Genomic DNA, 20,662 nt, shown 5'->3' on the forward strand with positions numbered 1-20,662 from the left:
GCTCACCGGGCCGGTTTCCGCGACAGGTCGATCATGCGTTCGACCGCGGCCCGCGCCTTGTCGATCAGGGCGGGATCGACCATGACCTCTTCGGTGCCCGCATGCAGCGACCACAGGATCTTTTCCAGCGTGATCATCTTCATGTAGGGGCACATGTTGCAGGGCCCCAGAAACTCGACCGAGGGCAGGGCGTCGGCGATGTTCGAGGCCATCGAACATTCGGTGACCAGCATCACCTGCGCCGGTTTTTCGCGCGTCACGAAATCGATCATCCCGGCGGTCGAGCCGGAGAAATCCGCCTCGGCCACCACATCGGGCGGGCATTCGGGGTGCGCGATGATCTTCGTGCCGGGGTGGTAGCTGCGGAAATCGCGCAGGTCTTGCGGCGTATATTGTTCATGCACGATGCAGGAGCCCGCCCACCAGACGACGTTTTTCTGCGGCACGGCTTTCGCCACGTTCTGCGCCAGATATTGATCGGGCGTCATGATGATCGTCTGTTCGGGCAGGGCCGCCACGATCTGCGCCGCATTGGCCGAGGTGCAGCAGATGTCGGACGCGGCTTTGACCGCCGCCGTCGTGTTGACATAGCTGACCACCGGCGCGCCGGGATATTGCGCCCGCATCTGCGCGATGCCCTCGGGCGTGATGCTTTCGGCCAGCGAACAGCCCGCCTGCACATCGGGGATCAGCACGCGCTTGGCCGGGTTCAGGATCTTCGAGGTCTCGGCCATGAAATGCACACCGCATTGCACGATCGTTTCGGCCTCGACCTTGGTCGCCTCGATCGCCAGCTGCAGGCTGTCGCCCACGACATCGGCGACACCGTGATAAATCTCGGGCGTCATGTAGTTATGCGCCAGGATCACGGCGTTCTTTTCGCGCTTGAGCCGGTTGATCGCGCGGATATAGGGCGCGTGGCGGGCGAAATCGGGCAGCGGGATCACGCGACCCATGCGGGCGTGAATATCGGCCATCTCTTGCGCCAGCGTCAGCGAGGGCGCCAGATCATAGGCCTCGGCCAGAGAAGCGCGCATCGTAGCGAAGTCCAGCATGGGCTCCCTCCCCAAAACTGCGAACGCCCTAAACTGCGAACGCGATGCATCTAATGGCTGCAAGGCGGGGATGGAATGGGAAAATTGCCGCAAGGCTGCGTTTTGTGAAATTTATGTGTCAGCCGCGCCGCTTCCAGATCGCGCCGTCGCCCAGTTTTCCGACAAAGGCGGCATGGGCTTCGGCCTCGGCCTCGGTGAGGCGCGGGGGCAGGGGAACCGGACGGGGACGGGGCCGCCATTCGGTGCCGGAAGTGGCATTTTTGGCTGGAACAGGGTCTATATTCAGACCGAAACCGGGCTGGCGACCGCCGATCAGTTCCAGATAGACCTCGGCCAGAATTTCCGAGTCGAGAAGCGCCCCGTGCAAGGTCCGCGCCGAATTGTCGATGCTGAAGCGGCGGCAGAGCGCATCGAGCGTCGCGGGCGAGCCGGGAAATTTTCGCCGCGCCATTGCCAAAGTGTCGAGCGCCCGATCCGCCGGGATCAACGGCTTTTGCACCCAGCCCAGTTCGGCATTCAGAAACTTCATGTCAAAGGCGGCGTTGTGGATCACCAGCTTCGAGTCATCGCCGATGAAATCGAGGAAATCCTGGGCGATGGCACCGAATTTCGGCTTGTCGCGCAGGAAATCATCGCCCAAGCCATGCACGGCAAAGGCTTCCTGCGGCATCGCGCGGTCCGGGTTGATGTATTGGTGATAGGTCCGCCCGGTGGGCACGTGGTTCATCAGCTCGACCGCGCCGATTTCGACGATGCGATGCCCTTCGGAGGGTTCGAATCCGGTGGTTTCGGTATCAAGGACGATCTCACGCATGGCGGCTCCGCAAGGTTGCGATCAGCTTTCGCACTTCGGCGCGGGTCTGTTCAAGGGTGAAGGTCTCGATCACGAAATCGGCGCGGCGGCGTTTTTCGGCGTCGGGCAGCTGGCGGGCGAGGATCATGTCAAGCTGCGCCGCAGTCATCTGGCCGCGCGCCAGAACCCGGGCGCGTTGCACATCGGGCGCGGCGGTGACGACCAGAACGGCATCGCAGTTCTTCTCGGCGCCGGTTTCATAAAGCAGCGGGATATCCAGAAGGATCAGATCGGCGGTTTGATGGGCCAGCAGGAATGCCTGTCGTGCGGCCTGAACCAGCGGGTGAACCACCGATTCCAGCCGGGACAGAGCCTGTTTGTCGGCTTGTAGCAGGATCTTCAGCCGGTCGCGATCCACTGCGCCATCGCGGATCGCAGCGGGGAAAATCGCGGACAGGGGCGCAACCGCGGCGCCGCCTTTGGCGTAAAGCGCATGCACGCTGGCGTCGGCATCCCAGACCGGGATGCCCGCTTCGGCGAAAAGCCGCGCCGTCGTCGATTTCCCCATGCCGATCGAGCCGGTGAGACCGAGACAGAACGGGCGCTTCATGCCGCAAGCACCACGGCGCGCAATTCCGCGGTGACCTCGGGGCGGCGGCCGAACCAGCGTTCAAAACCGGGGACGGCCTGATGCAAGAGCATGCCGAGGCCGTCGACGGTGGTGCAGCCCCGGGCGGCGGCGGCATTGAGGAAATCGGTGCGCAGCGGGGTGTAGACACAGTCGGTGACCACCGCCGCGGCAGAGAGCGCGTCCAGCGGCAGATCAAAAGCGGCCTTGCCCGCCATGCCGAGGGAAGAGGTGTTCACCACTGTCGTGGCGCCGTCAAAGATGGTGCCGACATGCTCCCAGTCCTGAACCACGACACGGGGGCCGAATTCGGTGCAAAGCGCCTCGGCCCGGGCGCGGGTGCGGTTGGATATGCGGATTTCCGGGCAACCGGCGTCAAGCAGGGCCACGACGATGGCGCGGGCGGCGCCGCCTGCGCCTATGACGGCGGCGGGGCCGGAACCGGCCTGCCAGCCCGGGGCGCCCTCGAGCAGATTGGCCAGAAAGCCGATGCCGTCGGTGTTGTCGGCGTGAATGCGGCCGCTGTCATCGAACACCAGCGTGTTCGCCGCGCCGATCCGAAGCGCGCGGTCGGAAACCACATCGGCCAGGGCCAGCGCGGTTTCCTTGTGCGGGATGGTGATGTTGCACCCGACGAATCCGGCTTTGGGAAGCACCCGCAGCACGGCTTCCAGATCGCCCTCGGCCACATCCATCGGGATGTAATGGCCGCGGAGGCCATAAGTTTTCAGCCAATGCCCATGCAGCGCGGGCGAGCGGGAGTGCTGGATCGGATGGCCGATCACCCCAGCCAGGGGAATGCAGGTCATGTCGTCAGATCTCCTCGCACGCGCAGCCAGTTCAGCACTTCGATCAGGGGCAGGCCCAGAACGGCAAAGTAATCGCCCTCGACGGCGGAAAACAACCGCACGCCTTCCTCTTCGAGCTTGTAGCAGCCGACGGCGTGGCGGATCGAGTCCCAGTTGCGGGCGGTATAGTCGGTGATGAAAGCCTCGGAGAGCGGATGCATGGTCAGCCGCACTTCGGCCAGATGGCGCCAGAGCGGGCGGCCGTCCTGCACCACCACCAGCGCCGAAAGCAACCGATGCGTCCGCCCCGAGAGCGCGCGCAGCTGCGCCATCGCCTGATCCGGGCTTTCGGGTTTCGCGAAGATCTCGCCTTGCAAGTCAAGCACCTGATCGGCGCCGAAGACCAGCGCGCCGGGATGACGGGCGGATTGTTTCAGCGCCTTCGCCGCGGCCAGTTGATCGGCGACATCGCGGGGCGTTGCGCCTTCGAGATCAAGCGCGTGGCGGATCGCCTCTTCATCGATGCGGGCGGGGGAAATCGTCACCGAAAGCCCGGCTGAGCGCAAAAGCTGCGCGCGGATCTCGGAGGAAGAGGCCAGAACGAGGGGGGCAAGCATGTGGACAACCGTTGGGAAAACCGGAGGGGGACGCCTGGGGACAAAGGGGGGCACAAGATTTCCTCCCCGGGAAGGGGCGCGTTTGTCAAGGAACGAAAGGAGACTCTCCGCATGTGGGAAGCCCGACAGGGCAGATGTGAGGAAGTGCCGCAACCCACAGGAACAAAACGGAACGCCCCCAATCCGTCCCCTTCAGTATCAACCACGCAAGTTATTGATTTTCAATGCCATCGAAAGCTTATCAACAGGGTTTTGCAATCTTGCCCACGAAGCTTTCAAGGCTTGGGAAAAGGTCTGGAAAACCGGGCTATCCACACTGTCCACAGCCCCTACAAAATCAACATCTTTTCTTTTCAAGAATTATTCTTAAGAAGAAGCCGACACAGGAGGCACAGATGATCGAGCTCGTCACGGATTTCCTTTCAGATTGGTATTTCTGGACGAAATCGCTGCATGTGATGTCGGTCCTGGCCTGGATGGCGGGGCTGTTCTACCTGCCGCGGCTTTACGTCTACCACGTCGAGGGGCTGAAAAAGCGGGGCGTGGTGCGCGGCAGCGAGATGGATCAGCTGTTCCAGCATCAGGAACGGATGCTGCTCAAGGCGATCATGAATCCGGCGGCGATCTCGACCTGGTTCTTCGGCCTTTGCCTGGTGTTCACGCCGGGGATCATCGACTGGAGCATGCAATGGCCCTGGATCAAGGGCGCCTGCGTGATCGCGATGACGGTGTTTCACATGTTCCTGGCGCGGGCGCGGCACAAATTCGTCGATGGCACGAATGATCTGGCCGGCCGGCAATGGCGGATGATGAACGAAGTGCCGACGCTGCTGATGTTCCTGATCGTGATCGCGGTGATCGTGAAGTTCTGATTTCGTTGACTCGCCGCGGGCTTTGCGCGTAGAAGCGCGACAGCCCCGGCCGTCCGGCCGCAGGTTCTGCCGAGCCCTGACCCATGCTGCGCCGCCCCCGAGGGGTCTGGCGCCTTTCGCGGATGGATGCGAGATGACCGAACGTTTGAACCTTTCCGATCTCAAGGCGAAAAGCCCCAAGGACCTGCTGGCGATGGCCGAGGACTGGGAGATCGAGAACGCCTCGACGATGCGCAAGGGCGAGATGATGTTCTCGATCCTGAAAGAGCATGCCGAGGAAGGGGTCGAGATCGGCGGCGATGGCGTGCTGGAAGTGCTGCAGGACGGGTTCGGCTTTCTGCGCTCGCCCGAAGCGAACTATCTGCCCGGCCCGGATGATATTTATGTGTCGCCCGAGATGATCCGGCAATACAGCCTGCGCACCGGTGATACCGTCTGGGGAATCATCCGCGCGCCGGGCGAGAATGAACGCTATTTCGCCCTGACCGCGGTCGAGAAGATCAATTTCGAAGACCCCGAGAAGGCGCGTCACAAGGTCAGCTTCGACAACCTGACGCCGCTTTACCCCGACGAGCGGCTGAAGATGGAGATCGAGGATCCGACGATCAAGGATCGCTCGGCGCGGATCATCGATCTGGTGGCGCCGATCGGGAAGGGGCAGCGCTCGCTGATCGTGGCACCGCCGCGGACCGGGAAAACGGTGCTGCTGCAGAACATCGCGCATTCGATCGAGGTGAACCACCCCGAATGCTACCTGATCGTGCTGCTGATCGACGAACGTCCCGAGGAAGTCACCGACATGCAGCGCTCGGTGAAGGGCGAGGTGATTTCCTCGACCTTCGACGAACCGGCGACGCGGCACGTGGCGGTGGCCGAAATGGTGATCGAAAAGGCAAAGCGTCTGGTCGAACACAAGCGAGATGTTGTGATCTTGCTTGATTCGATCACAAGACTTGGTCGTGCTTTCAACACGGTCGTGCCGAGCTCGGGCAAGGTGCTGACCGGCGGCGTCGATGCGAACGCGCTGCAGCGGCCGAAGCGCTTCTTTGGCGCGGCGCGGAACATCGAAGAGGGCGGCTCGCTGACGATCATTGCGACGGCGCTGATCGACACCGGCTCGCGGATGGACGAGGTGATCTTCGAGGAATTCAAGGGCACCGGCAACAGCGAGATCGTGCTGGATCGGAAGGTCGCCGACAAGCGCGTCTTCCCGGCGATGGACATTCTCAAATCGGGGACGCGGAAGGAAGATCTGCTGGTCGATCAGAAAGACCTGCAGAAGACCTATCTGCTGCGCCGCATCCTGAACCCGATGGGGACGACGGATGCGATCGAATTCCTGATTTCGAAGCTGAAGCAGACGAAAACCAACGGCGAGTTCTTCGATTCGATGAACGGCTGAGGTATCGTTGCCCCGAGAGGGATTTCGATGGACACGATCTATGCGCAGGCATCCGGCCGCGGCAAGGCCGGGGTTGCGGTCATTCGCCTGTCCGGGCCGCGCGCCTGGGAGGCGGTTTCGGCCCTGTGCGGCCGTTTGCCCGCGCCGCGGCAAGCCGCCGTCCGGCTGTTGCGGATCGGTGAGGATGCGCTCGATGAGGCTTTGGTGCTGTGTTTTGAGGCGGGGCGCAGCTTCACCGGCGAAGAATCGGCGGAACTGCATTTGCATGGCGCCATTGCCACGGTTGCGGCGGTTCTGAAAGCGCTTGGGTCGCTTGGGTTTCTGCGCTTGGCCGAGCCGGGGGAATTCACCCGGCGGGCGATGGAAAGCGGTCGGCTGGATCTGTCGCAGGTCGAGGGGCTTGCGGATCTGATCGAGGCCGAGACCGAGGCGCAGCGGAAACAGGCCTTGGCGGTGCTGTCCGGGTCGGTCGGTCGGATGGTCGAGACCTGGCGCAGCAAGCTGATCCGGGCGGCGGCGCTGATGGAAGCCTGCATCGATTTTGCGGATGAAGACCTTCCCGTGGATGTGACGCCGGAGGCTTTTGCGCTGCTCTCGGAGGTTTCGGCGCAATTGTCGGCGGAAATTGGCCGGATTTCGGTGACCGAGCGGGTGCGGGAAGGCTTTGAAGTCGCGATCGTCGGGCGGCCCAATGCCGGGAAGTCGACGCTTCTGAACGCGCTTGCCGGGCGAGAGGCGGCCATCACCTCGGAAGTGGCGGGGACGACGCGCGATGTGATCGAGGTTCGGATGGATCTGTCGGGTCTGGCGGTGACCTTGCTGGATACGGCGGGTCTGCGCGATACCGAGGACCAGGTCGAAGCGATCGGCGTTGCGCGGGCGGTTGAGCGGGCGAAACGGGCAGATTTGCGCGTGTTTCTGCTGGATGATGGCGATATTCCGCTGTTGGAGCCGATCGCGGATGACGTGATCGTGCAGGGGAAAGCTGATCTGGGCGGGTCAGGTGATCTGCGGGTTTCAGGGAAAACCGGCGAGGGCGTCGATGCTCTGGTTGCATCGATCACCGAACGGCTGTCGGAACGAGCGGCCGGGGCAGGGGTTATGACGCGGGAACGCCATCGCGATTGTCTTGGGCGCGCATCCAGTGCATTGCGGTCTGCCCTTGAAGAGTTGGATCATGGGCTTGAACGACTGGATCTTGCGGCAGAACACTGCAGGACTGGCATTAGGGCGCTGGAATCGCTGCTGGGGCGGGTTGATGTCGAGAACCTGCTTGACGAGATCTTTTCCAGTTTCTGTATCGGCAAGTGAGGAGTGTTTCACGTGAAACATTTTGACGTCATCGTTGTCGGAGGCGGTCATGCCGGGACGGAGGCCGCCCATGCTTCGGCTCGGCTTGGGGCCCGAACCGCGCTTGTGACGATGCGGCGCGCGGCGCTTGGCGTGATGTCTTGCAACCCGGCCATTGGCGGCTTGGGGAAGGGGCATCTTGTCCGGGAAGTCGATGCGATGGATGGCGTGATGGGCAAGGCCGCCGATCGTGCCGGGATTCAGTTTCGGCTTCTGAACCGCCGCAAGGGTCCGGCGGTTCAGGGGCCGCGAACACAGGCGGATCGGAAGCTGTATCGCCTGGCGGTCGCCGAACTTTGTGCAACCCAGCCGCTTCTTGAGGTGGTTGAGGGCGAAGTGACCGATCTGCTGCTGACCGGAACGACCATAACCGGTGTTCGGTTGATGGACGGGTCCGAGATCTGTGCGTCGGCCGTCGTGCTGACGACCGGGACGTTTCTGAACGGTGTGATCCACATCGGGGATCAGCAATCTCCGGGGGGACGGGTCGGGGATCGCCCCTCGGTTAGCCTCTCGCAAAGGCTGCGCGAGATTGCGCCTGCCGTCGGGCGGCTGAAAACCGGAACACCCCCACGGCTTGATGGTCGAAGCATCGATTGGGATAGTCTGGAAAAGCAGCCGGGCGACGAAGATCCAGTGATGCTGAGTTTTCTCAGCACCGGTCCCTTCGTGCGGCAGATCGCCTGCGGCATCACCCATACGAACGAAACGACGCATGAGGTGATTCGGGAAAATCTGCAACGATCCGCGATGTATGGTGGCCATATCGAGGGCGTCGGTCCGCGCTATTGCCCGTCGATCGAGGACAAGGTGGTGCGGTTTTCCGATAAAACTTCGCATCAGGTCTTTCTCGAGCCGGAAGGGCTGGACGATGATACTGTTTATCCGAACGGCATCTCGACCTCTTTGCCCGCGGATGTGCAGGAGAGATATGTTCGATCGATCCGTGGTCTGGAAGGGGCCCGGATTTTGCAGCCGGGATATGCGATCGAGTACGATTATGTCGACCCCAGGGCGCTGACGTTGACGCTTGAATTGCGTGCCCAGGAAGGTCTGTTCCTTGCCGGTCAGATCAACGGCACGACTGGTTACGAGGAAGCCGCGGCTCAGGGGCTGGTCGCGGGATTGAACGCGGCAAGCAAGGCTTTGAGCCGCGATCCCGTAACTTTCAGCCGAACCGATTCCTATATCGGTGTGATGATTGACGATCTGGTGAGCAGGGGGGTCAGTGAACCTTATCGCATGTTCACATCGCGCGCCGAATTCCGGCTGTTCCTGCGCGCGGACAATGCGGACCAGCGTCTTACCCCGCGCGGTATCGATATCGGCTGTGTGGGAGAGGCCCGTCGGCGCAGCTTTGATGAAAAGATGGCGCAAATGGCGGCCGGGAAGAGCGTTCTCGACGGTATCGTGCTGACCCCGGGGCAGGCGATCTCGCTTGGTCTGGCGTTGAATCAGGATGGGGTGAAGCGCTCGGCGTTTCAGTTGCTGGCGTTTCCGGACGTCACTTTCGAGCAGCTCCGGGGCTCTTTCCCAGATTTGAACGGGATTCCGCCCGATATTGCAAAGCAACTCTCGAACGAAGCTCTTTACGCCAACTACATCTTGCGGCAGCAGAGGGACGTTGACGCAATGCGTCGTGACGAGAATTGGGAGATCCCGGCAGACTTCGATTACCGCGCCTTGTCCGGTCTGTCGAATGAGCTGAAAACGAAGTTCAATGCTGCAACGCCCCGGACATTGCATCAGGCAAGCCAGGTCGATGGCGCGACGCCGGCGGCTTTGTCGCTGATTCTTGCTCGGCTTCGGCAGGACAAAAGGGCTGAACGGAAATGACCGGGCCGGAAGCGTTTGTAAATCAGGTTGATGTTTCACGTGAAACAATTCGCCTTCTGGAGCGCCTGGAAGCGTTGCTGAAAAAATGGAACTCAGCCATCAATCTGGTTTCCCCGAATACGCTTGCGGAAATCTGGACGCGCCATTTCCTGGATTCAGCGCAGATTTTGCAATCTGTTGCGCAGGCTCCGCAGCACTGGGGCGATCTGGGAAGTGGCGGGGGCTTTCCCGGGCTTGTGGTTGGCGTTCTGGCAAAAGAACAATTTCCGGATATGCGGCTCACCCTGGTTGAAAGTGACAAGCGCAAGGCGGCGTTTCTGCTCAATTCCGTCCGCGATCTGGGCCTCTCCGCGGTGGTGGCTGATCAACGGATAGAATCGCTTGAGCCGCTCAAGGCGGATGTCCTGTCCGCACGTGCCTTGGCGCCCCTCGAAACCTTGTTGAGCTACGCGGAGCGTCACCTGTCACCGGCGGGCATCGCTCTATTTCCGAAAGGAAATCGCTGGCGGGAAGAGGTTGCGCAGGCGCAGCAGAAATGGTCCTTTGAGGTCGAACCGAAACCCAGCGCCACGGACCCGGAGTCCGTCGTTCTGAACATCAAGGGGTTGCACCGTGCCTGATCCCACTCGCCCGACACAGCCAAGAATCATTGCCATCGCAAACCAAAAAGGCGGCGTTGGCAAGACGACGACTGCGATCAACCTGGCGGCGGCGATGGCCGAGCGCGGCTGTCGCGTGCTGTTGGTTGACCTCGATCCGCAGGGGAACGCCTCGACGGGTCTTGGTGTCGAAGCGGCGGATCGCAAGTACAGCACCTATGACCTGCTGTTCGGAGAGGCCCCGCTGTCTGACGTCGTTCAGAAAACCGCCTTCGACGGGCTTTTGATCTCTCCGGCGACGACCGACCTGTCTTCTGCGGATATGGAACTCGTATCGTCCGAAAAGCGCACCTTCCTTCTGCATGATGCGCTGCGCCAAACCGATATCGACCTCTTTCAGCTTGATTATGTCCTGATCGATTGCCCGCCCTCGCTCAATCTGCTGACCGTCAATGCGATGGTTGCGGCGCAGTCGGTCCTGGTCCCGCTGCAGGCGGAGTTCTTTGCGCTCGAGGGGTTGTCGCAGTTGATGCTGACGATCCGCGAAGTTCGGCAGACCGCGAATCGCGATCTGCGCATCGAAGGCGTGGTGCTGACGATGTATGATGTGCGCAACAACCTGTCGCAGCAGGTGGAAGCCGATGCGCGGGCGACCTTGGGCGAGCTGGTGTTCCGGACGATGATTCCGCGCAACGTGCGAATTTCCGAAGCGCCATCCTATGCCTTGCCTGTCTTGAGCTATGACGCCGGGTCGAAAGGCGCGGAAGCCTATCGGTCCCTTGCGGCGGAATTGCTTGACCTCCATACGATACAAGAACGAAAGGCCAGGGCATGAGCGAGAGAAAACCGGAGCGTCGGGGCCTGGGCCGTGGCTTGTCGGCGCTGATGGCGGATGTTCAGATCCCGGTCGCCGAAGCCGAAGTCGCCCCGCGGCGCAAGGACATGCTTGTGCCGATCGAAAAGATCGTCCCGAATCCGGATCAACCCCGGCGCAGTTTCGCGCCCGAGGCGCTGGAAGAACTGCGCGCCTCGATTGCTGAAAAGGGCATCATTCAGCCGCTGATCGTGCGCAAGCATCCCAGGGGCGAGGACAGTTTCGAAATCGTCGCCGGCGAACGGCGGTGGCGTGCAGCGCAGCTGGCAAAGCTGCATGAACTGCCGGTCATCGTGCGCGATTTCACCGATACCGAGGTTCTGGAAGTCGCGATCATCGAGAATATCCAGCGCGCAGATTTGAATCCGCTGGAAGAGGCGATGGGCTATCGCCAGCTGATGGATCGTTTCGGCCATACCCAGGAAAAGCTTGCCGAGGCGCTGTCCAAAAGTCGCAGCCATATTGCCAACTTGTTGCGGCTGCTCAATCTTCCCGACGAAGTGCAGGATTTCCTGCGCGACGGCAAGCTCACCGCCGGTCATGCGCGCGCTCTGGTGACGGCAACCGATCCGGTTCGCTTGGCGAAGGAAACGATCGCCAGGGGTCTGTCGGTACGAGATGTCGAACGGCTGGCGAAAGACGAGACATCGGCAGCGTCAGGCACGCCCTCGAAGCCCTCGTCCAGAGCGCCGCGAGAGAAAGACGCCGACACCCGCGCGCTGGAGGCGGATCTTTCGGCGACGATCGGGATGAGCGTCAGCATCGATCATGACGGGATCGAGGGGGGACGCTTGTCGATCCGCTATCGGACGCTTGATGATCTCGATCAGCTCTGTCAGGCGCTCAGCCAGATCGGCTGAAGGCACGCGCGCGAAGCATTGACCTGGCCGAAGCAGGCCGGGTCATAGCCGCTTTTCCCTTGCAACCTGTTGCTCTGTCAGCATTTTTTTCGCAATTTCGCCAAGGTTGCGATGTCGGCCGGTGGCCGCGGCCGTGCGCTGCCTTTGCGCCTCGATCAGCGGTTGCAGCTGCGCAAGGCTCTCGGCGATCTGCCGTAACCGCATCTGCGCCCATTTCTCATAGTTTTCAGCCGCTTTCGCCAACATCAGATTGTCGCATCCCTCGCGCCAGGCAGTCTGCATGTCTTGCGCGATCTGCGTCCGCTCCGTTTCCAGATCAAGTCTTTGCCGGTTCAACCGCGCCAGATCCGCCATGGCGCGATCCCGGATCATCGAGGCGATGTCGTTCAGCGATTCCAGATCCTTCCGCTTCATTTCCGGGCCCCACGTTCACGCGACCGACGGCGCATCTTCTCGGCGAAACGAATCGCCGCGGCGACCGGGCGATAATGGTCCGGATGAATTTCCTGCCCGATGTCGACCGAGGCATGAAGGGCCCGGGCCGTCGGCGGATCGGAATGGATCGGTACCCCGGCTTCGGCGGCAACTTCCCTTATCCGCGCCGCGACTTCATCGACACCCTTGGCAACGCAAACGGGGGCACGTTTCGCACCGCGTTCCCATTTCAACGCCACGGCATAGTGCGTCGGGTTCACGATCACCACATCGGCCTTGGCGACATCTGCGATCATCTGCTTGGTCGCGATCTCGATCGCTTTCTGCCGCCGTTGCGCCTTGATATGGGGGTCGCCTTCCGACTGCTTCATCTCGTCGGTGAGTTCCTTGCGCGTCATCTTGTTGCGCCGCAGGAAGTCGAACCTCTGCCACAGATAGTCGATCGCCGCGATCACACCTGCAAGAAGCAGCATCAGCAACAGAAATTCGACGATCATCTGGGGAAAGCTGACCGCAACCACCGTCGCTTCGAATTTCTGGCTGAGCAGAATTGTGGGCAGTTCCCGCAGCATGAAATTTCCGAGGATGATCGAGATCACCACCAGCTTGACGAAGCTTTTCGCGAATTCAAAAAGGCCGGTGCTCCCGAATTTCTGCTTGAAATTCGCGATCGGATCGATGCGGTTGAGCTTCGGCATCAGCTTATCCGGGGCAAAGACGATGGCGCGCTGCGCCGCAAGTGCCGCCAGAACCAGCACGCCGGGCAACAGCAACCAGGGCGCAACCGTCAGTGCCATGCGCCCCAGAATGCTGCTCGCGACCACTGTTCCGCCGCCCAGAAGCTGCACCGAAATCGAATCGGCCTGATCGATCAGCACGCTGGCCCAGGACCCGAAGCTTTCAAGCGAGCTCTTGCCGAAAGCAAGGGCGGTGACCACGAAGGCGGCATAGACCGCGGCGACGGTCACTTCCGAGGATTTGACCAGATCGCCCTTTTGGCGCGCCTGCTCGATTTTCTGCGGAGTAGGGTCGAATTCCTTCGAGCTGTCGTCTTCCTCGCTCATCGCAGCACCTCGAACGGGTTGGACAGAAAGGCGTCGAAGGCATCATTCCAGACCATGAGACCGGTCGGCAGCGCGATCATCAGCAGCGCGAGGCCACCAAGCGTCTGCGCCGGGGCGCCGATCATCGACACCATCAACTGCGGCATCGCGCGGTTGATCGCGCCAAGCGCGACGTTGTAGATCAGACCGGCAATCACGAAGGGCGCGGCAATCGAGAAGCCAAGCGCAAAGGCCCGGGAAATGCCGCCAAGGCCCCATTGCCGGAACAGATCGGCATCGGGAAAGGCGCCGGGCGGCAATGCCTGATAGGAGCCGAGGAAGATCTCGGTCACCTTCACATGCAGACCCAGATGCACCGAAATCGCCAGACCGGCGAGAACAAGCAATTCGCCGACCGCGGGCTGCGGCTCGCCCGTCGTGCCGCCAAACAGCTGCGACAGCGAGGTGGATTGCGCCGCAATCGTGCCCGCGATCTGCAGGCACAGAACGAAAAGCCGCAGCATCAGACCGATGAACAGCCCGATCACGATTTCCGCGAACATCCAGACCGCCACCGGCAGGCTGGTGTCGGGCGCCTTCACGAAGGGCAGGGCGCCCGGCATCACGATCAGGGTGAAGGCGAAGGTCAGCCCCAGCTTGACCCGTGTCGGCACCATCATTTCGCCGAAAGCGGGCATCACCGCCATCGTGCCGCCGACGCGGAGGAAGACGATGAAACCGACCCAGAGCAGATCCCGGGTCGATTGCATCAGGGTTGCGAGATCCTCGATCATGCCTGCACCACGCCGACCATCGAGGGCCGCGCATCCAGGCCGATTTCCTCGAAACTGAGCACGGGGGCAAGGATCCCCTTGGCGCCGAGCACCGTCTTGAGGAAGCGCCGCCGCCGGGTCGAGGTGACGATGGCCGGGAAAATCCCCGCTTCGCCGGCTTTTGCGATCCGTTCGGCGACATTGTTTGCCAGACGGTTGAACTTGTCGGGCGGCAGCGCGACATCGGTCTGACCGCGATCCCCCGCGACCTGGAAGGTCGAGAACGTGTCTTCCCATTCCGGCGCCAGTTGCAGCAACGGCAACGTGCCATCCTCGCGACGATATTCCGCGACCAGTTGGAAGCCGAGCCGTTGGCGGACATGTTCGCAGATCGCCTCGGGCGACTGCATCCCGCGCACTTCCGCGATCGATTCGACGATCACCAGCAGGTTACGGATCGACACCCGTTCCTCCAGCAGCAGACGCAGCACGGCCAAGAGCAGATCGACCGGAACCTTGTCGGGGATCAACTCGTCCAGCAGACGGCGGTTCGATTCAGCGCGGGCGGGATCGGAAAGGTTGCACACTTCCTCCAGCAAGCGGCGCAGCGCCCGCAGCGTCATCAGGCGACCGAAGTTGCGGCGGATCACTTCCAGCAGATGCGTCGCCAGAACTTCGGTCGGGCCGACCACGGTGGACCCGGCCAGCGCGGCATCTTCCTGTTTTCCGGGCGGAAGCCAGCGCGCCGGGGCACCATAGACAGGCTCGCGCACGTCCTCGCCATCGGGCAGGAAATCGCGGTTGTCGGTGATCAGCGCCAGAACCCGGTCGGCGAAGAGCCGGTCTTTCGCCTGCTCGACACCCTGAATGCGGATGCGATAGCAGCCGGGATCGAGCGTCGCATCGTCGGTCAGGCGGATTTCCGGCAGGATCAGGCCGTAACTGGCCGCCACATGGTTGCGCATGTTGGTGATCCGCGCATCCAGCCCGGTCGCCGGGTCAAGCGCCATCGCCACCAGATCCGGCGAGAATTCGACATGGATGTCATCGACATCGAGCACATCGCCGATCGACTTGCGCTTCTTCGGTTCGGTGCTTTCAGGGATCTTCATCGCCTCCAGCTCGGCCTTTTTCTGCGCCTTCCGGGTCACCAGGAAGGCGGTGCCGCCCAGAACGATGGCGCCGATCATGAAGGGCACGAAGGGCAGGCCGGGGACGATGGCGAAGCCCGCCATCAGCGCCGCCACCGTGGCCAGCGCCGAGGGGTAGCGCGACAGCTGCTCGAACACGGCGGAATCGGCCGAGCCCTTGGTGCCGCCGCGCGACAGCAGGATGGCCGAGCCGATCGAGATGATCACGGCCGGGATCTGGCTGGTCAGGCCGTCGCCGACGGTGAGGATCGCATAGGTTTCCAGCGCGCGGCCCAGCGGCATATCATGCACGATCGTGCCGATGGCCAGACCCACCACAAGGTTCAGAAGCGTGATCAAGAGACCGGCGACGGCATCGCCCTTGACGAATTTCGACGCACCGTCCAGCGAGCCGAAGAAGGTCGTTTCCGCCTGTTCCTTTTCGCGCCGCGCCCGCGCCTCGGCATGGTCGATGGCACCGGCGTTCATGTCGCTGTCGATGGCCAGCTGCTTGCCGGGCATCGCATCCAGCGCGAAGCGGGCGCCCACCTCGGCCATCCGGCCCGCGCCCTTGGTGATGACGATGAAGTTGACGATCAGGATCACGCCAAAGACGACAAGCCCGATCATCACAGAGCCGCCCATGATGAAATTGGCAAAACCTTCGATCACATGACCGGCGGCGCCGGGGCCGGTGTGACCATTGCCGATGATCAGCTTGGTCGAGGAGACGTTCAGCGACAGCCGCAGCATCAGCGACGCCAGCAGGATCGTCGGAAAGGCCGAGAAATCCAGCGGACGTTCGATGAACAGCGTGACGGTGAAGATCAGGATGGCCAGCGCGAAGGACACCGCCAGCCCGAGGTCGAGAACCCAGGCCGGAACCGGCAGGATCATCATAACGATCACGGTCATCAGCGCGATGGCCAGCAGAATGGTCGGCTGGAAGATCGCCGCAAGGGTCAGCTTCGGCATCAGTTCACCTGGGTCTTGTCGAGAGAAATGGCGAAGAGGCTGGCGCCGGGCGCGCCCCCCAGCGGCGGCGACACGGTTCCGGTGCGCCGCAGCAGCGGATAGGAATTGACCCGCGGCGGTTTCGGCGGCGTCAACGGCGCGTTCATCGCGGCGACGATATCGGGGATATCGGGGATCTCGCCATAAGGCATCTGGTCAGGCGCGGCATTCATCGCCAGAACCTCCGCTTCGCCATCGGCACCCATGAAACGCTCGCGCAGCTCGGCGAAGCGGGCAGAATAGCGATCGGCACGTTCCTTGGTGCGGGAATGATAAGCCCCGGCCGCGGCGTTCCACGAGCCGGTCTCGGCGTAAAGATCCGAAAGGAAGCGGGCAGCGTAAAGCGCATTCGCCTTCGGATCGAACATCTCGTCGATCGAGGAGAAATGTTCATTGTGCCATTTGTAATTGATCTGGAAGCAGCCGATGTCGAAGCTGCGGGCGCCGCGCTTGAATTCCTGAAACACATAGGCGCGCGCTTCATCGAGCGTGTCGAACCAATGCCCCGCGCCTTCCATGTTCACGGTCCAGGGCCAGGGACGCAGCTTGCCGTCGATCTTCTTGCCGGTTTCGGTCAGCGAAATCGCTTTCAGAACCGAAACGGGAACACCGCTTTGTTGCGACGCGTATTCCGCAACCCGCTCACAGGTCGCCGAGATGCCCTGTGCCGTCTCCGAAGCCTGCGCGGACCGCAGCGGAACAGCCATGCCAAGCATGAAAAACAGGACGATTCGCCAAAGACTTGGCATGGGGTTCCCCCTTGTTCAGCAATTCTTGCCAAAGCTGAACCTAGGGAGAGAAGGTTTATATCCGGTAATCAGCGCCCGGATTCTTCGGCCTGCGGCCGCAACTGCGCGAGGTATTGCGCGTGCAATCCCGGGGCGCCGACCAGGAGCCCCTCGATCTGCGCGCTGGGGGTGTTGAAGCGGATCGGCGCCCCGGCACGGTCGGTCACCAGCGCGCCCGCGCGGGTGGCGATCAGGCTGGCGGCGGCGACGTCCCATTCCCAGGTCGGCCGCACCGTCAGGCTGGCGTCAAAGCGGCTTTCAGCGACCAGACACAGCCGCCAGGCCAGCGAGGGGCGGAAAAACCGTCGATAGCCGGGCTTTTCCCTGCGCCAGTTCGTGGCGATATCGCAGACCTTCGAGGCCAGCAGGCTGGAGCCCTCGATCGCCCCCGGGTCGGTGTTGCGGATCGGTTGTCCGTTGAGCAGCGCCGGGCCGCCGCGCACCGCGGCATAGGTTTCCTCGAACACCGGCAGATGCACGACGCCCGCCAGAACCTCGCCGTCTTCGACGACGGCGATCGCATGGGAAAAGCCCGGTTCGTTCGACAGAAAGGCGCGGGTGCCGTCGATCGGATCGACGACGAACAGGCGACGGCAGGACAGACGGGCCGCGTCGTCCTGGCTTTCCTCGGAGAGCCAGCCGTAATCGGGTCGCGCCTTGCGCAAAAGATGCGCGAGCAGGTCGTTCACCGCCAGATCGGCTTCGGAAACCGGACCGGCGTCGCCTTCCTTGTCCCATTGCTTCGGCGCATGTTTCCAATATTGCAGCGCCAATTCGCCCGCGGCCTCGGCGGCGCGGATCAGCAGATCAAGATCGGTGGCGGCATCAGGACCCGGCAATCGTCAGCCCCTCAAGCAGAAGCGACGGCACGACATGGCTCAGATGGCCGCGCGCATCATTGGCGGGGATGATCCGGCGCAGCATCTCGCGCAGGTTTCCGGCCACGGTGCATTCGTTCACCACATGCGAAATCTGGCCCTTTTCAACCCAATAGCCCGCAGCCCCGCGCGAATAATCGCCCGTGGTCGGGTTGATCGTCGCGCCGATGAACGAGGTCACCAGAAGCCCGGTGCCCATGTCGCGGATCAGCTCCTCGCGCGATTTCGCCCCCTGCGTCAGCGCCACATTGCCCGCGGCGGGCGAGGGCGGCGTCGATGTTCCACGGGACGCATTGCCGGTGCTGTTCTGTCCGAGTTTCCGCGCCGTGGCCAGATCCAGCACCCAGCCGGTCAGCACGCCGTCGTCCACGATGGCGCGGCGGGCAGGGGGCAGACCCTCGGCGTCAAACGGACGCGAGCCGGAAATGCGACGGCGGAACGGGTCTTCGATCAGGCTGAGGCCCTTGGGCAGCACCTCGGTGTTCAACCCGTCGCGCAGCCAGGAGGCCCCGCGCGCAATCGCGGTGCCGTTGATTGCCGAAAGCAGATGGCCGATCAGGCTGGCGGCGACGCGCTCATCCAGCAGCACCGGAAAGGCTCCGGTTTTCGGCTGCACCGCGCCAAGCCGGGCTACGGCGCGTTCGCCCGCCTGCTGGCCGATGGATCTGGCCGAGGGCAGATCGGCGCCGAAAATCCGCGCCTCGGAGGCCCAGTCGCGTTCCATCGCCGCGCCTTCGCCCGCAATCGCCACCGCCGAGATCGAGCGCGAGGTCCGGGCGTAACCGCCGGAAAATCCGTTCGTGCCCGCCATGTGCAAGAGCCGCTTCGACCACGAGGCCGAGGCCGATTGCACCTGCGAGATACCTTGCACCGCCATTGCTGCCGCTTCCGCCTCGCGGGCGTCGGTTTCCAGCGCCGCGGCCGAGGGTTCTGCGCCCGGATCGGCCAGTTCCAGCGCCTCGGCATCCCAGCCTCGCGCCAGCTGCGCCGGATCGGCCAGACCGGCATGCGGGTCTTCGGGGGCCTCGCGGGCCATCGCCACGGCGCGTTCGGCCATGTCGGCAATGGTGCGGGCGGAAATGTCCGAGGCCGAGACACAGGCCTGACACCCGCCGATCAGCACGCGCAGGCCGATTTCCAGCCCCTCGGAGCGTTCCGCCTGTTCCAGGGTTCCGCCGCGCACATCGATCGACACGGCGCGGCCATCGACGGCGATCGCATCGGCCGCCTCGGCCCCGGCCTTGCGGGCGGCGGACAACAGCGCATCGGTCAGATCTGAAAGAACGGGGGGCATCGGCTCTCCTTGTGGAAAACCGCCCGGAAGGCCGGGCGGTTTCGCTGGTTCGGCAGGACTGTCTTACTTGATCGGCTGGCCATTGGCCAGAATCTGGCCGCCTTCCTTGAACTCGATCTTCGAGGTGAACTGATCCTCGCCCGCGGGCACGGCATACATGCCCATCATCATCTTGGCGAACATCACCTGATCTTGCGGCATCACGCCCATGGCGACAAGCCCGTCCATCAGCTTGTTCGCGCCCGAAAGCTTCAGATCGATCGACCCCAGCGGCATCGGCGTGGCCGTCGCATTGTCGAAGGTCAGCGCGCCCGCGCCGGTCAGCTCGGCGCCCGCGGCGGTCAGCTGCAGCTGGTTGACGTTCAGGCTGTCGATCTGCACCGGCGGCACCGGCGAGGCGGCCGCGGCGGGCGAGAACAGATCGACCAGCGGCTTGCCGGTGCCGGTCAGATCGACGATCAGCGTCGCCGGGCCATGCGCAAGCTTCTCCGTCGGGTCGATCATCTTCCAGACCTGATCCGAGACGGCCAGCCCGACCAGCGCGACCTTGCTGGTGAAGGGCTGCGGTTCGGCCCTGGCACTGAGCGGCATGGCAAAGTCGATCTCGCCCTGATCGATGGTCGCCGACATCGGCTGCGGGAAATCGGTGGTCTGGATATCGATCCTGGTCTTGCTGCCGGTGGCCGAATACCGCACCGCCTCGCGCGAGAAGGCGATGATCGCCTGACCGCTTTCGGCGGACCCGGACAGGCTGACCGGCCCGGTCTTGGTCTTCGAGGACATGGTGTAGCTCAGCGCGCCATAGCTCAGTGCGCTGTTGGTCCGCATCCCCCTGGCGATCGCATCGCCCAGCTCTGCGGCATCGGCGCCTTCGGGCATCAGGCTGTCGCCCTTGATCGCCAGATCCTGCATCTCGATCGTCGCATCGATCGTCGTCGCATCCTCGGGATCGCTGCCGGTCATGGTCAGTTCCATCGCCTCGGCCGTCAGATCGGCCTTGGTGCCCTGACCGCCGGTCGTGGTCATCACCTGCGTCCCGGCAAGCCCGGTCAGCGTCATTCCCAAAAGCGCCGGCTGCGCGCCCGGGGTCGAGGGCTGGGCCTCGATGCTGGCGGAAATCTCGGGCGCATCGACCAGATAGGACATTTCCTCCGGCGTGCCGGAGATCACCACGCTGGCATCGGTCTTGTCGATCGTGATCTTCGCCGTCTCGGTCTTGCCGGTGGCATCGGTGGTGTCGTTCTTGCCGGTGATCTCGCCCTCGACCGTGCCCTCGACGGTGCCGTCGCCCAGATCTTCAAGCAGGATCGCGGGCACGGTCAGCACGGTTTTCGACACCTGCCTGTCGGTACCGATGGTGGTGGTGCTTTCGTTCGTCAGCACAAGATCGGAGATCGTCAGCACGTCGCCATCGCGCGCGACCGCGCCGGGGGTGATGGTGAAGCCATAGGCGGAATATTGCTTTTGCCAGCTGTCCCAGACCTGTTCCGGCGTCACATCGGCCATGACGGCGGTCGAACTCATGAGAAGGGCGATGAACGTGGTTGTGCCAGCGGATGTGAGCCGTGCCATCGGGGGCCTCTTGGATAAGGAATGCCCCCACCTTCGGCTGCACATCGGTAATGGTCAAGGG

The 20,662-nt window shown here is 62.9% G+C and carries 21 protein-coding genes; 7 read left to right on the forward strand and 14 right to left on the reverse strand.

All coding sequences use genetic code 11. The features are described 5' to 3' along the window. Positions 1–2: 2 nt before the first annotated feature. The 6 genes from nadA to LY44_RS17910 form a co-directional block, all read right to left on the reverse strand. Positions 3–1,055 (reverse strand): quinolinate synthase NadA, encoded by a 1,053-nt coding sequence (gene nadA / locus LY44_RS08590; RefSeq protein ID WP_055210398.1) that lies wholly within the window; start codon positions 1,053–1,055, stop codon positions 3–5. Positions 1,056–1,173: 118 nt separating this feature from the next. After that, positions 1,174–1,869: a DNA polymerase III subunit epsilon gene (gene dnaQ, locus LY44_RS08595; RefSeq protein ID WP_055210396.1), complete on the reverse strand. Its 696-nt coding sequence runs from the start codon at positions 1,867–1,869 to the stop codon at positions 1,174–1,176. Further along, positions 1,862–2,458, reverse strand: coding sequence for a dephospho-CoA kinase (coaE, locus tag LY44_RS08600; RefSeq protein WP_055210395.1), 597 nt, complete (start codon positions 2,456–2,458; stop codon positions 1,862–1,864). Before coaE ends, dnaQ begins: the two co-directional genes overlap by 8 nt. Then, positions 2,455–3,285, reverse strand: a complete 831-nt coding sequence (locus LY44_RS08605) for a shikimate dehydrogenase (protein WP_055210393.1) — start codon at positions 3,283–3,285, stop codon at positions 2,455–2,457. The genes coaE and LY44_RS08605 overlap by 4 nt, the downstream gene beginning before the upstream one ends. After that, entirely contained in the window at positions 3,282–3,881 is a 600-nt protein-coding gene (locus LY44_RS08610; protein ID WP_055210392.1) for a Maf family protein, read from the reverse strand. Before LY44_RS08610 ends, LY44_RS08605 begins: the two co-directional genes overlap by 4 nt. A 198-nt stretch (positions 3,882–4,079) precedes the next feature. Then, complete coding sequence (locus LY44_RS17910) at positions 4,080–4,238, reverse strand: hypothetical protein (RefSeq protein ID WP_160320038.1); 159 nt, start codon at positions 4,236–4,238, stop codon at positions 4,080–4,082. A gap of 38 nt (positions 4,239–4,276) precedes the next feature. On the opposite strand from LY44_RS17910, the gene LY44_RS08615 reads away from it, so the two are divergent. From LY44_RS08615 to LY44_RS08645, 7 genes are all read left to right on the forward strand, one after another. Beyond that, the gene (locus LY44_RS08615) at positions 4,277–4,753 is read left to right on the forward strand and encodes a CopD family protein (protein ID WP_055210390.1); all 477 of its coding nucleotides are present in this window, start codon (positions 4,277–4,279) and stop codon (positions 4,751–4,753) included. Between the two features lie 133 nt (positions 4,754–4,886). Next, entirely contained in the window at positions 4,887–6,155 is a 1,269-nt protein-coding gene (gene rho / locus LY44_RS08620; protein ID WP_013065812.1) for a transcription termination factor Rho, read from the forward strand. A 27-nt stretch (positions 6,156–6,182) separates the two neighbouring features. Beyond that, positions 6,183–7,466, forward strand: a complete 1,284-nt coding sequence (gene mnmE / locus LY44_RS08625) for a tRNA uridine-5-carboxymethylaminomethyl(34) synthesis GTPase MnmE (RefSeq protein ID WP_055210388.1) — start codon at positions 6,183–6,185, stop codon at positions 7,464–7,466. 12 nt (positions 7,467–7,478) lie between these two features. Beyond that, entirely contained in the window at positions 7,479–9,341 is a 1,863-nt protein-coding gene (gene mnmG, locus LY44_RS08630; protein ID WP_055210567.1) for a tRNA uridine-5-carboxymethylaminomethyl(34) synthesis enzyme MnmG, read from the forward strand. Beyond that, positions 9,338–9,961, forward strand: coding sequence for a 16S rRNA (guanine(527)-N(7))-methyltransferase RsmG (gene rsmG, locus LY44_RS08635; RefSeq protein ID WP_055210386.1), 624 nt, complete (start codon positions 9,338–9,340; stop codon positions 9,959–9,961). Before mnmG ends, rsmG begins: the two co-directional genes overlap by 4 nt. Next, a complete protein-coding gene (locus LY44_RS08640) occupies positions 9,954–10,775 on the forward strand; it encodes a ParA family protein (RefSeq protein ID WP_055210385.1) in 822 nt (273 codons plus the stop codon). Before rsmG ends, LY44_RS08640 begins: the two co-directional genes overlap by 8 nt. After that, positions 10,772–11,674: a ParB/RepB/Spo0J family partition protein gene (locus LY44_RS08645; RefSeq protein WP_055210384.1), complete on the forward strand. Its 903-nt coding sequence runs from the start codon at positions 10,772–10,774 to the stop codon at positions 11,672–11,674. The genes LY44_RS08640 and LY44_RS08645 overlap by 4 nt, the downstream gene beginning before the upstream one ends. 42 nt (positions 11,675–11,716) lie before the next feature. Here LY44_RS08645 and LY44_RS08650 read toward each other — a convergent pair whose 3' ends face one another. The 8 genes from LY44_RS08650 to LY44_RS08685 form a co-directional block, all read right to left on the reverse strand. Beyond that, positions 11,717–12,088 carry a hypothetical protein gene (locus LY44_RS08650; RefSeq protein ID WP_055210382.1) on the reverse strand — a complete coding sequence of 124 codons (372 nt, stop codon included), beginning with the start codon at positions 12,086–12,088 and terminating at the stop codon, positions 11,717–11,719. Then, entirely contained in the window at positions 12,085–13,173 is a 1,089-nt protein-coding gene (gene flhB / locus LY44_RS08655; RefSeq protein ID WP_055210380.1) for a flagellar type III secretion system protein FlhB, read from the reverse strand. Before flhB ends, LY44_RS08650 begins: the two co-directional genes overlap by 4 nt. After that, on the reverse strand, positions 13,170–13,946 hold the full coding sequence (locus LY44_RS08660; protein ID WP_055210378.1) for a flagellar biosynthetic protein FliR: 777 nt from the start codon (positions 13,944–13,946) through the stop codon (positions 13,170–13,172). Before LY44_RS08660 ends, flhB begins: the two co-directional genes overlap by 4 nt. Next, the gene (gene flhA, locus LY44_RS08665; RefSeq protein WP_055210376.1) at positions 13,943–16,030 is read right to left on the reverse strand and encodes a flagellar biosynthesis protein FlhA; all 2,088 of its coding nucleotides are present in this window, start codon (positions 16,028–16,030) and stop codon (positions 13,943–13,945) included. The genes LY44_RS08660 and flhA overlap by 4 nt, the downstream gene beginning before the upstream one ends. Next, positions 16,030–16,818: a transglycosylase SLT domain-containing protein gene (locus LY44_RS08670; RefSeq protein WP_055210375.1), complete on the reverse strand. Its 789-nt coding sequence runs from the start codon at positions 16,816–16,818 to the stop codon at positions 16,030–16,032. Before LY44_RS08670 ends, flhA begins: the two co-directional genes overlap by 1 nt. A 68-nt stretch (positions 16,819–16,886) precedes the next feature. Beyond that, entirely contained in the window at positions 16,887–17,696 is an 810-nt protein-coding gene (locus LY44_RS08675; protein ID WP_055210374.1) for a 3'(2'),5'-bisphosphate nucleotidase CysQ, read from the reverse strand. After that, complete coding sequence (locus LY44_RS08680; protein ID WP_055210373.1) at positions 17,683–19,029, reverse strand: TldD/PmbA family protein; 1,347 nt, start codon at positions 19,027–19,029, stop codon at positions 17,683–17,685. Before LY44_RS08680 ends, LY44_RS08675 begins: the two co-directional genes overlap by 14 nt. Positions 19,030–19,092: 63 nt before the next feature. Next, positions 19,093–20,601, reverse strand: a complete 1,509-nt coding sequence (locus LY44_RS08685) for a DUF2125 domain-containing protein (protein WP_160320037.1) — start codon at positions 20,599–20,601, stop codon at positions 19,093–19,095. Positions 20,602–20,662: the final 61 nt, after the last annotated feature.

The sequence above is a fragment of the Rhodobacter capsulatus genome (assembly GCF_003254295.1).
Classification (GTDB): domain Bacteria; phylum Pseudomonadota; class Alphaproteobacteria; order Rhodobacterales; family Rhodobacteraceae; genus Rhodobacter; species Rhodobacter capsulatus.

Excerpts from the sequence above, each read along its gene's own strand:
- nadA (WP_055210398.1), bottom strand. The coding sequence starts at position 1,055 with ATGCTGGACTTCGCTACGATGCGCGCTTCTCTGGCCGAGGCCTATGAT.
- dnaQ (WP_055210396.1), bottom strand. The coding sequence starts at position 1,869 with ATGCGTGAGATCGTCCTTGATACCGAAACCACCGGATTCGAACCCTCC.
- coaE (WP_055210395.1), bottom strand. The coding sequence starts at position 2,458 with ATGAAGCGCCCGTTCTGTCTCGGTCTCACCGGCTCGATCGGCATGGGG.
- LY44_RS08605 (WP_055210393.1), bottom strand. The coding sequence starts at position 3,285 with ATGACCTGCATTCCCCTGGCTGGGGTGATCGGCCATCCGATCCAGCAC.
- LY44_RS08610 (WP_055210392.1), bottom strand. The coding sequence starts at position 3,881 with ATGCTTGCCCCCCTCGTTCTGGCCTCTTCCTCCGAGATCCGCGCGCAG.
- LY44_RS08615 (WP_055210390.1), top strand. The coding sequence starts at position 4,277 with ATGATCGAGCTCGTCACGGATTTCCTTTCAGATTGGTATTTCTGGACG.
- rho (WP_013065812.1), top strand. The coding sequence starts at position 4,887 with ATGACCGAACGTTTGAACCTTTCCGATCTCAAGGCGAAAAGCCCCAAG.
- mnmE (WP_055210388.1), top strand. The coding sequence starts at position 6,183 with ATGGACACGATCTATGCGCAGGCATCCGGCCGCGGCAAGGCCGGGGTT.
- rsmG (WP_055210386.1), top strand. The coding sequence starts at position 9,338 with ATGACCGGGCCGGAAGCGTTTGTAAATCAGGTTGATGTTTCACGTGAA.
- LY44_RS08645 (WP_055210384.1), top strand. The coding sequence starts at position 10,772 with ATGAGCGAGAGAAAACCGGAGCGTCGGGGCCTGGGCCGTGGCTTGTCG.
- LY44_RS08650 (WP_055210382.1), bottom strand. The coding sequence starts at position 12,088 with ATGAAGCGGAAGGATCTGGAATCGCTGAACGACATCGCCTCGATGATC.
- flhB (WP_055210380.1), bottom strand. The coding sequence starts at position 13,173 with ATGAGCGAGGAAGACGACAGCTCGAAGGAATTCGACCCTACTCCGCAG.
- LY44_RS08660 (WP_055210378.1), bottom strand. The coding sequence starts at position 13,946 with ATGATCGAGGATCTCGCAACCCTGATGCAATCGACCCGGGATCTGCTC.
- flhA (WP_055210376.1), bottom strand. The coding sequence starts at position 16,030 with ATGCCGAAGCTGACCCTTGCGGCGATCTTCCAGCCGACCATTCTGCTG.
- LY44_RS08670 (WP_055210375.1), bottom strand. The coding sequence starts at position 16,818 with ATGCCAAGTCTTTGGCGAATCGTCCTGTTTTTCATGCTTGGCATGGCT.
- LY44_RS08680 (WP_055210373.1), bottom strand. The coding sequence starts at position 19,029 with ATGCCCCCCGTTCTTTCAGATCTGACCGATGCGCTGTTGTCCGCCGCC.
- LY44_RS08685 (WP_160320037.1), bottom strand. The coding sequence starts at position 20,601 with ATGGCACGGCTCACATCCGCTGGCACAACCACGTTCATCGCCCTTCTC.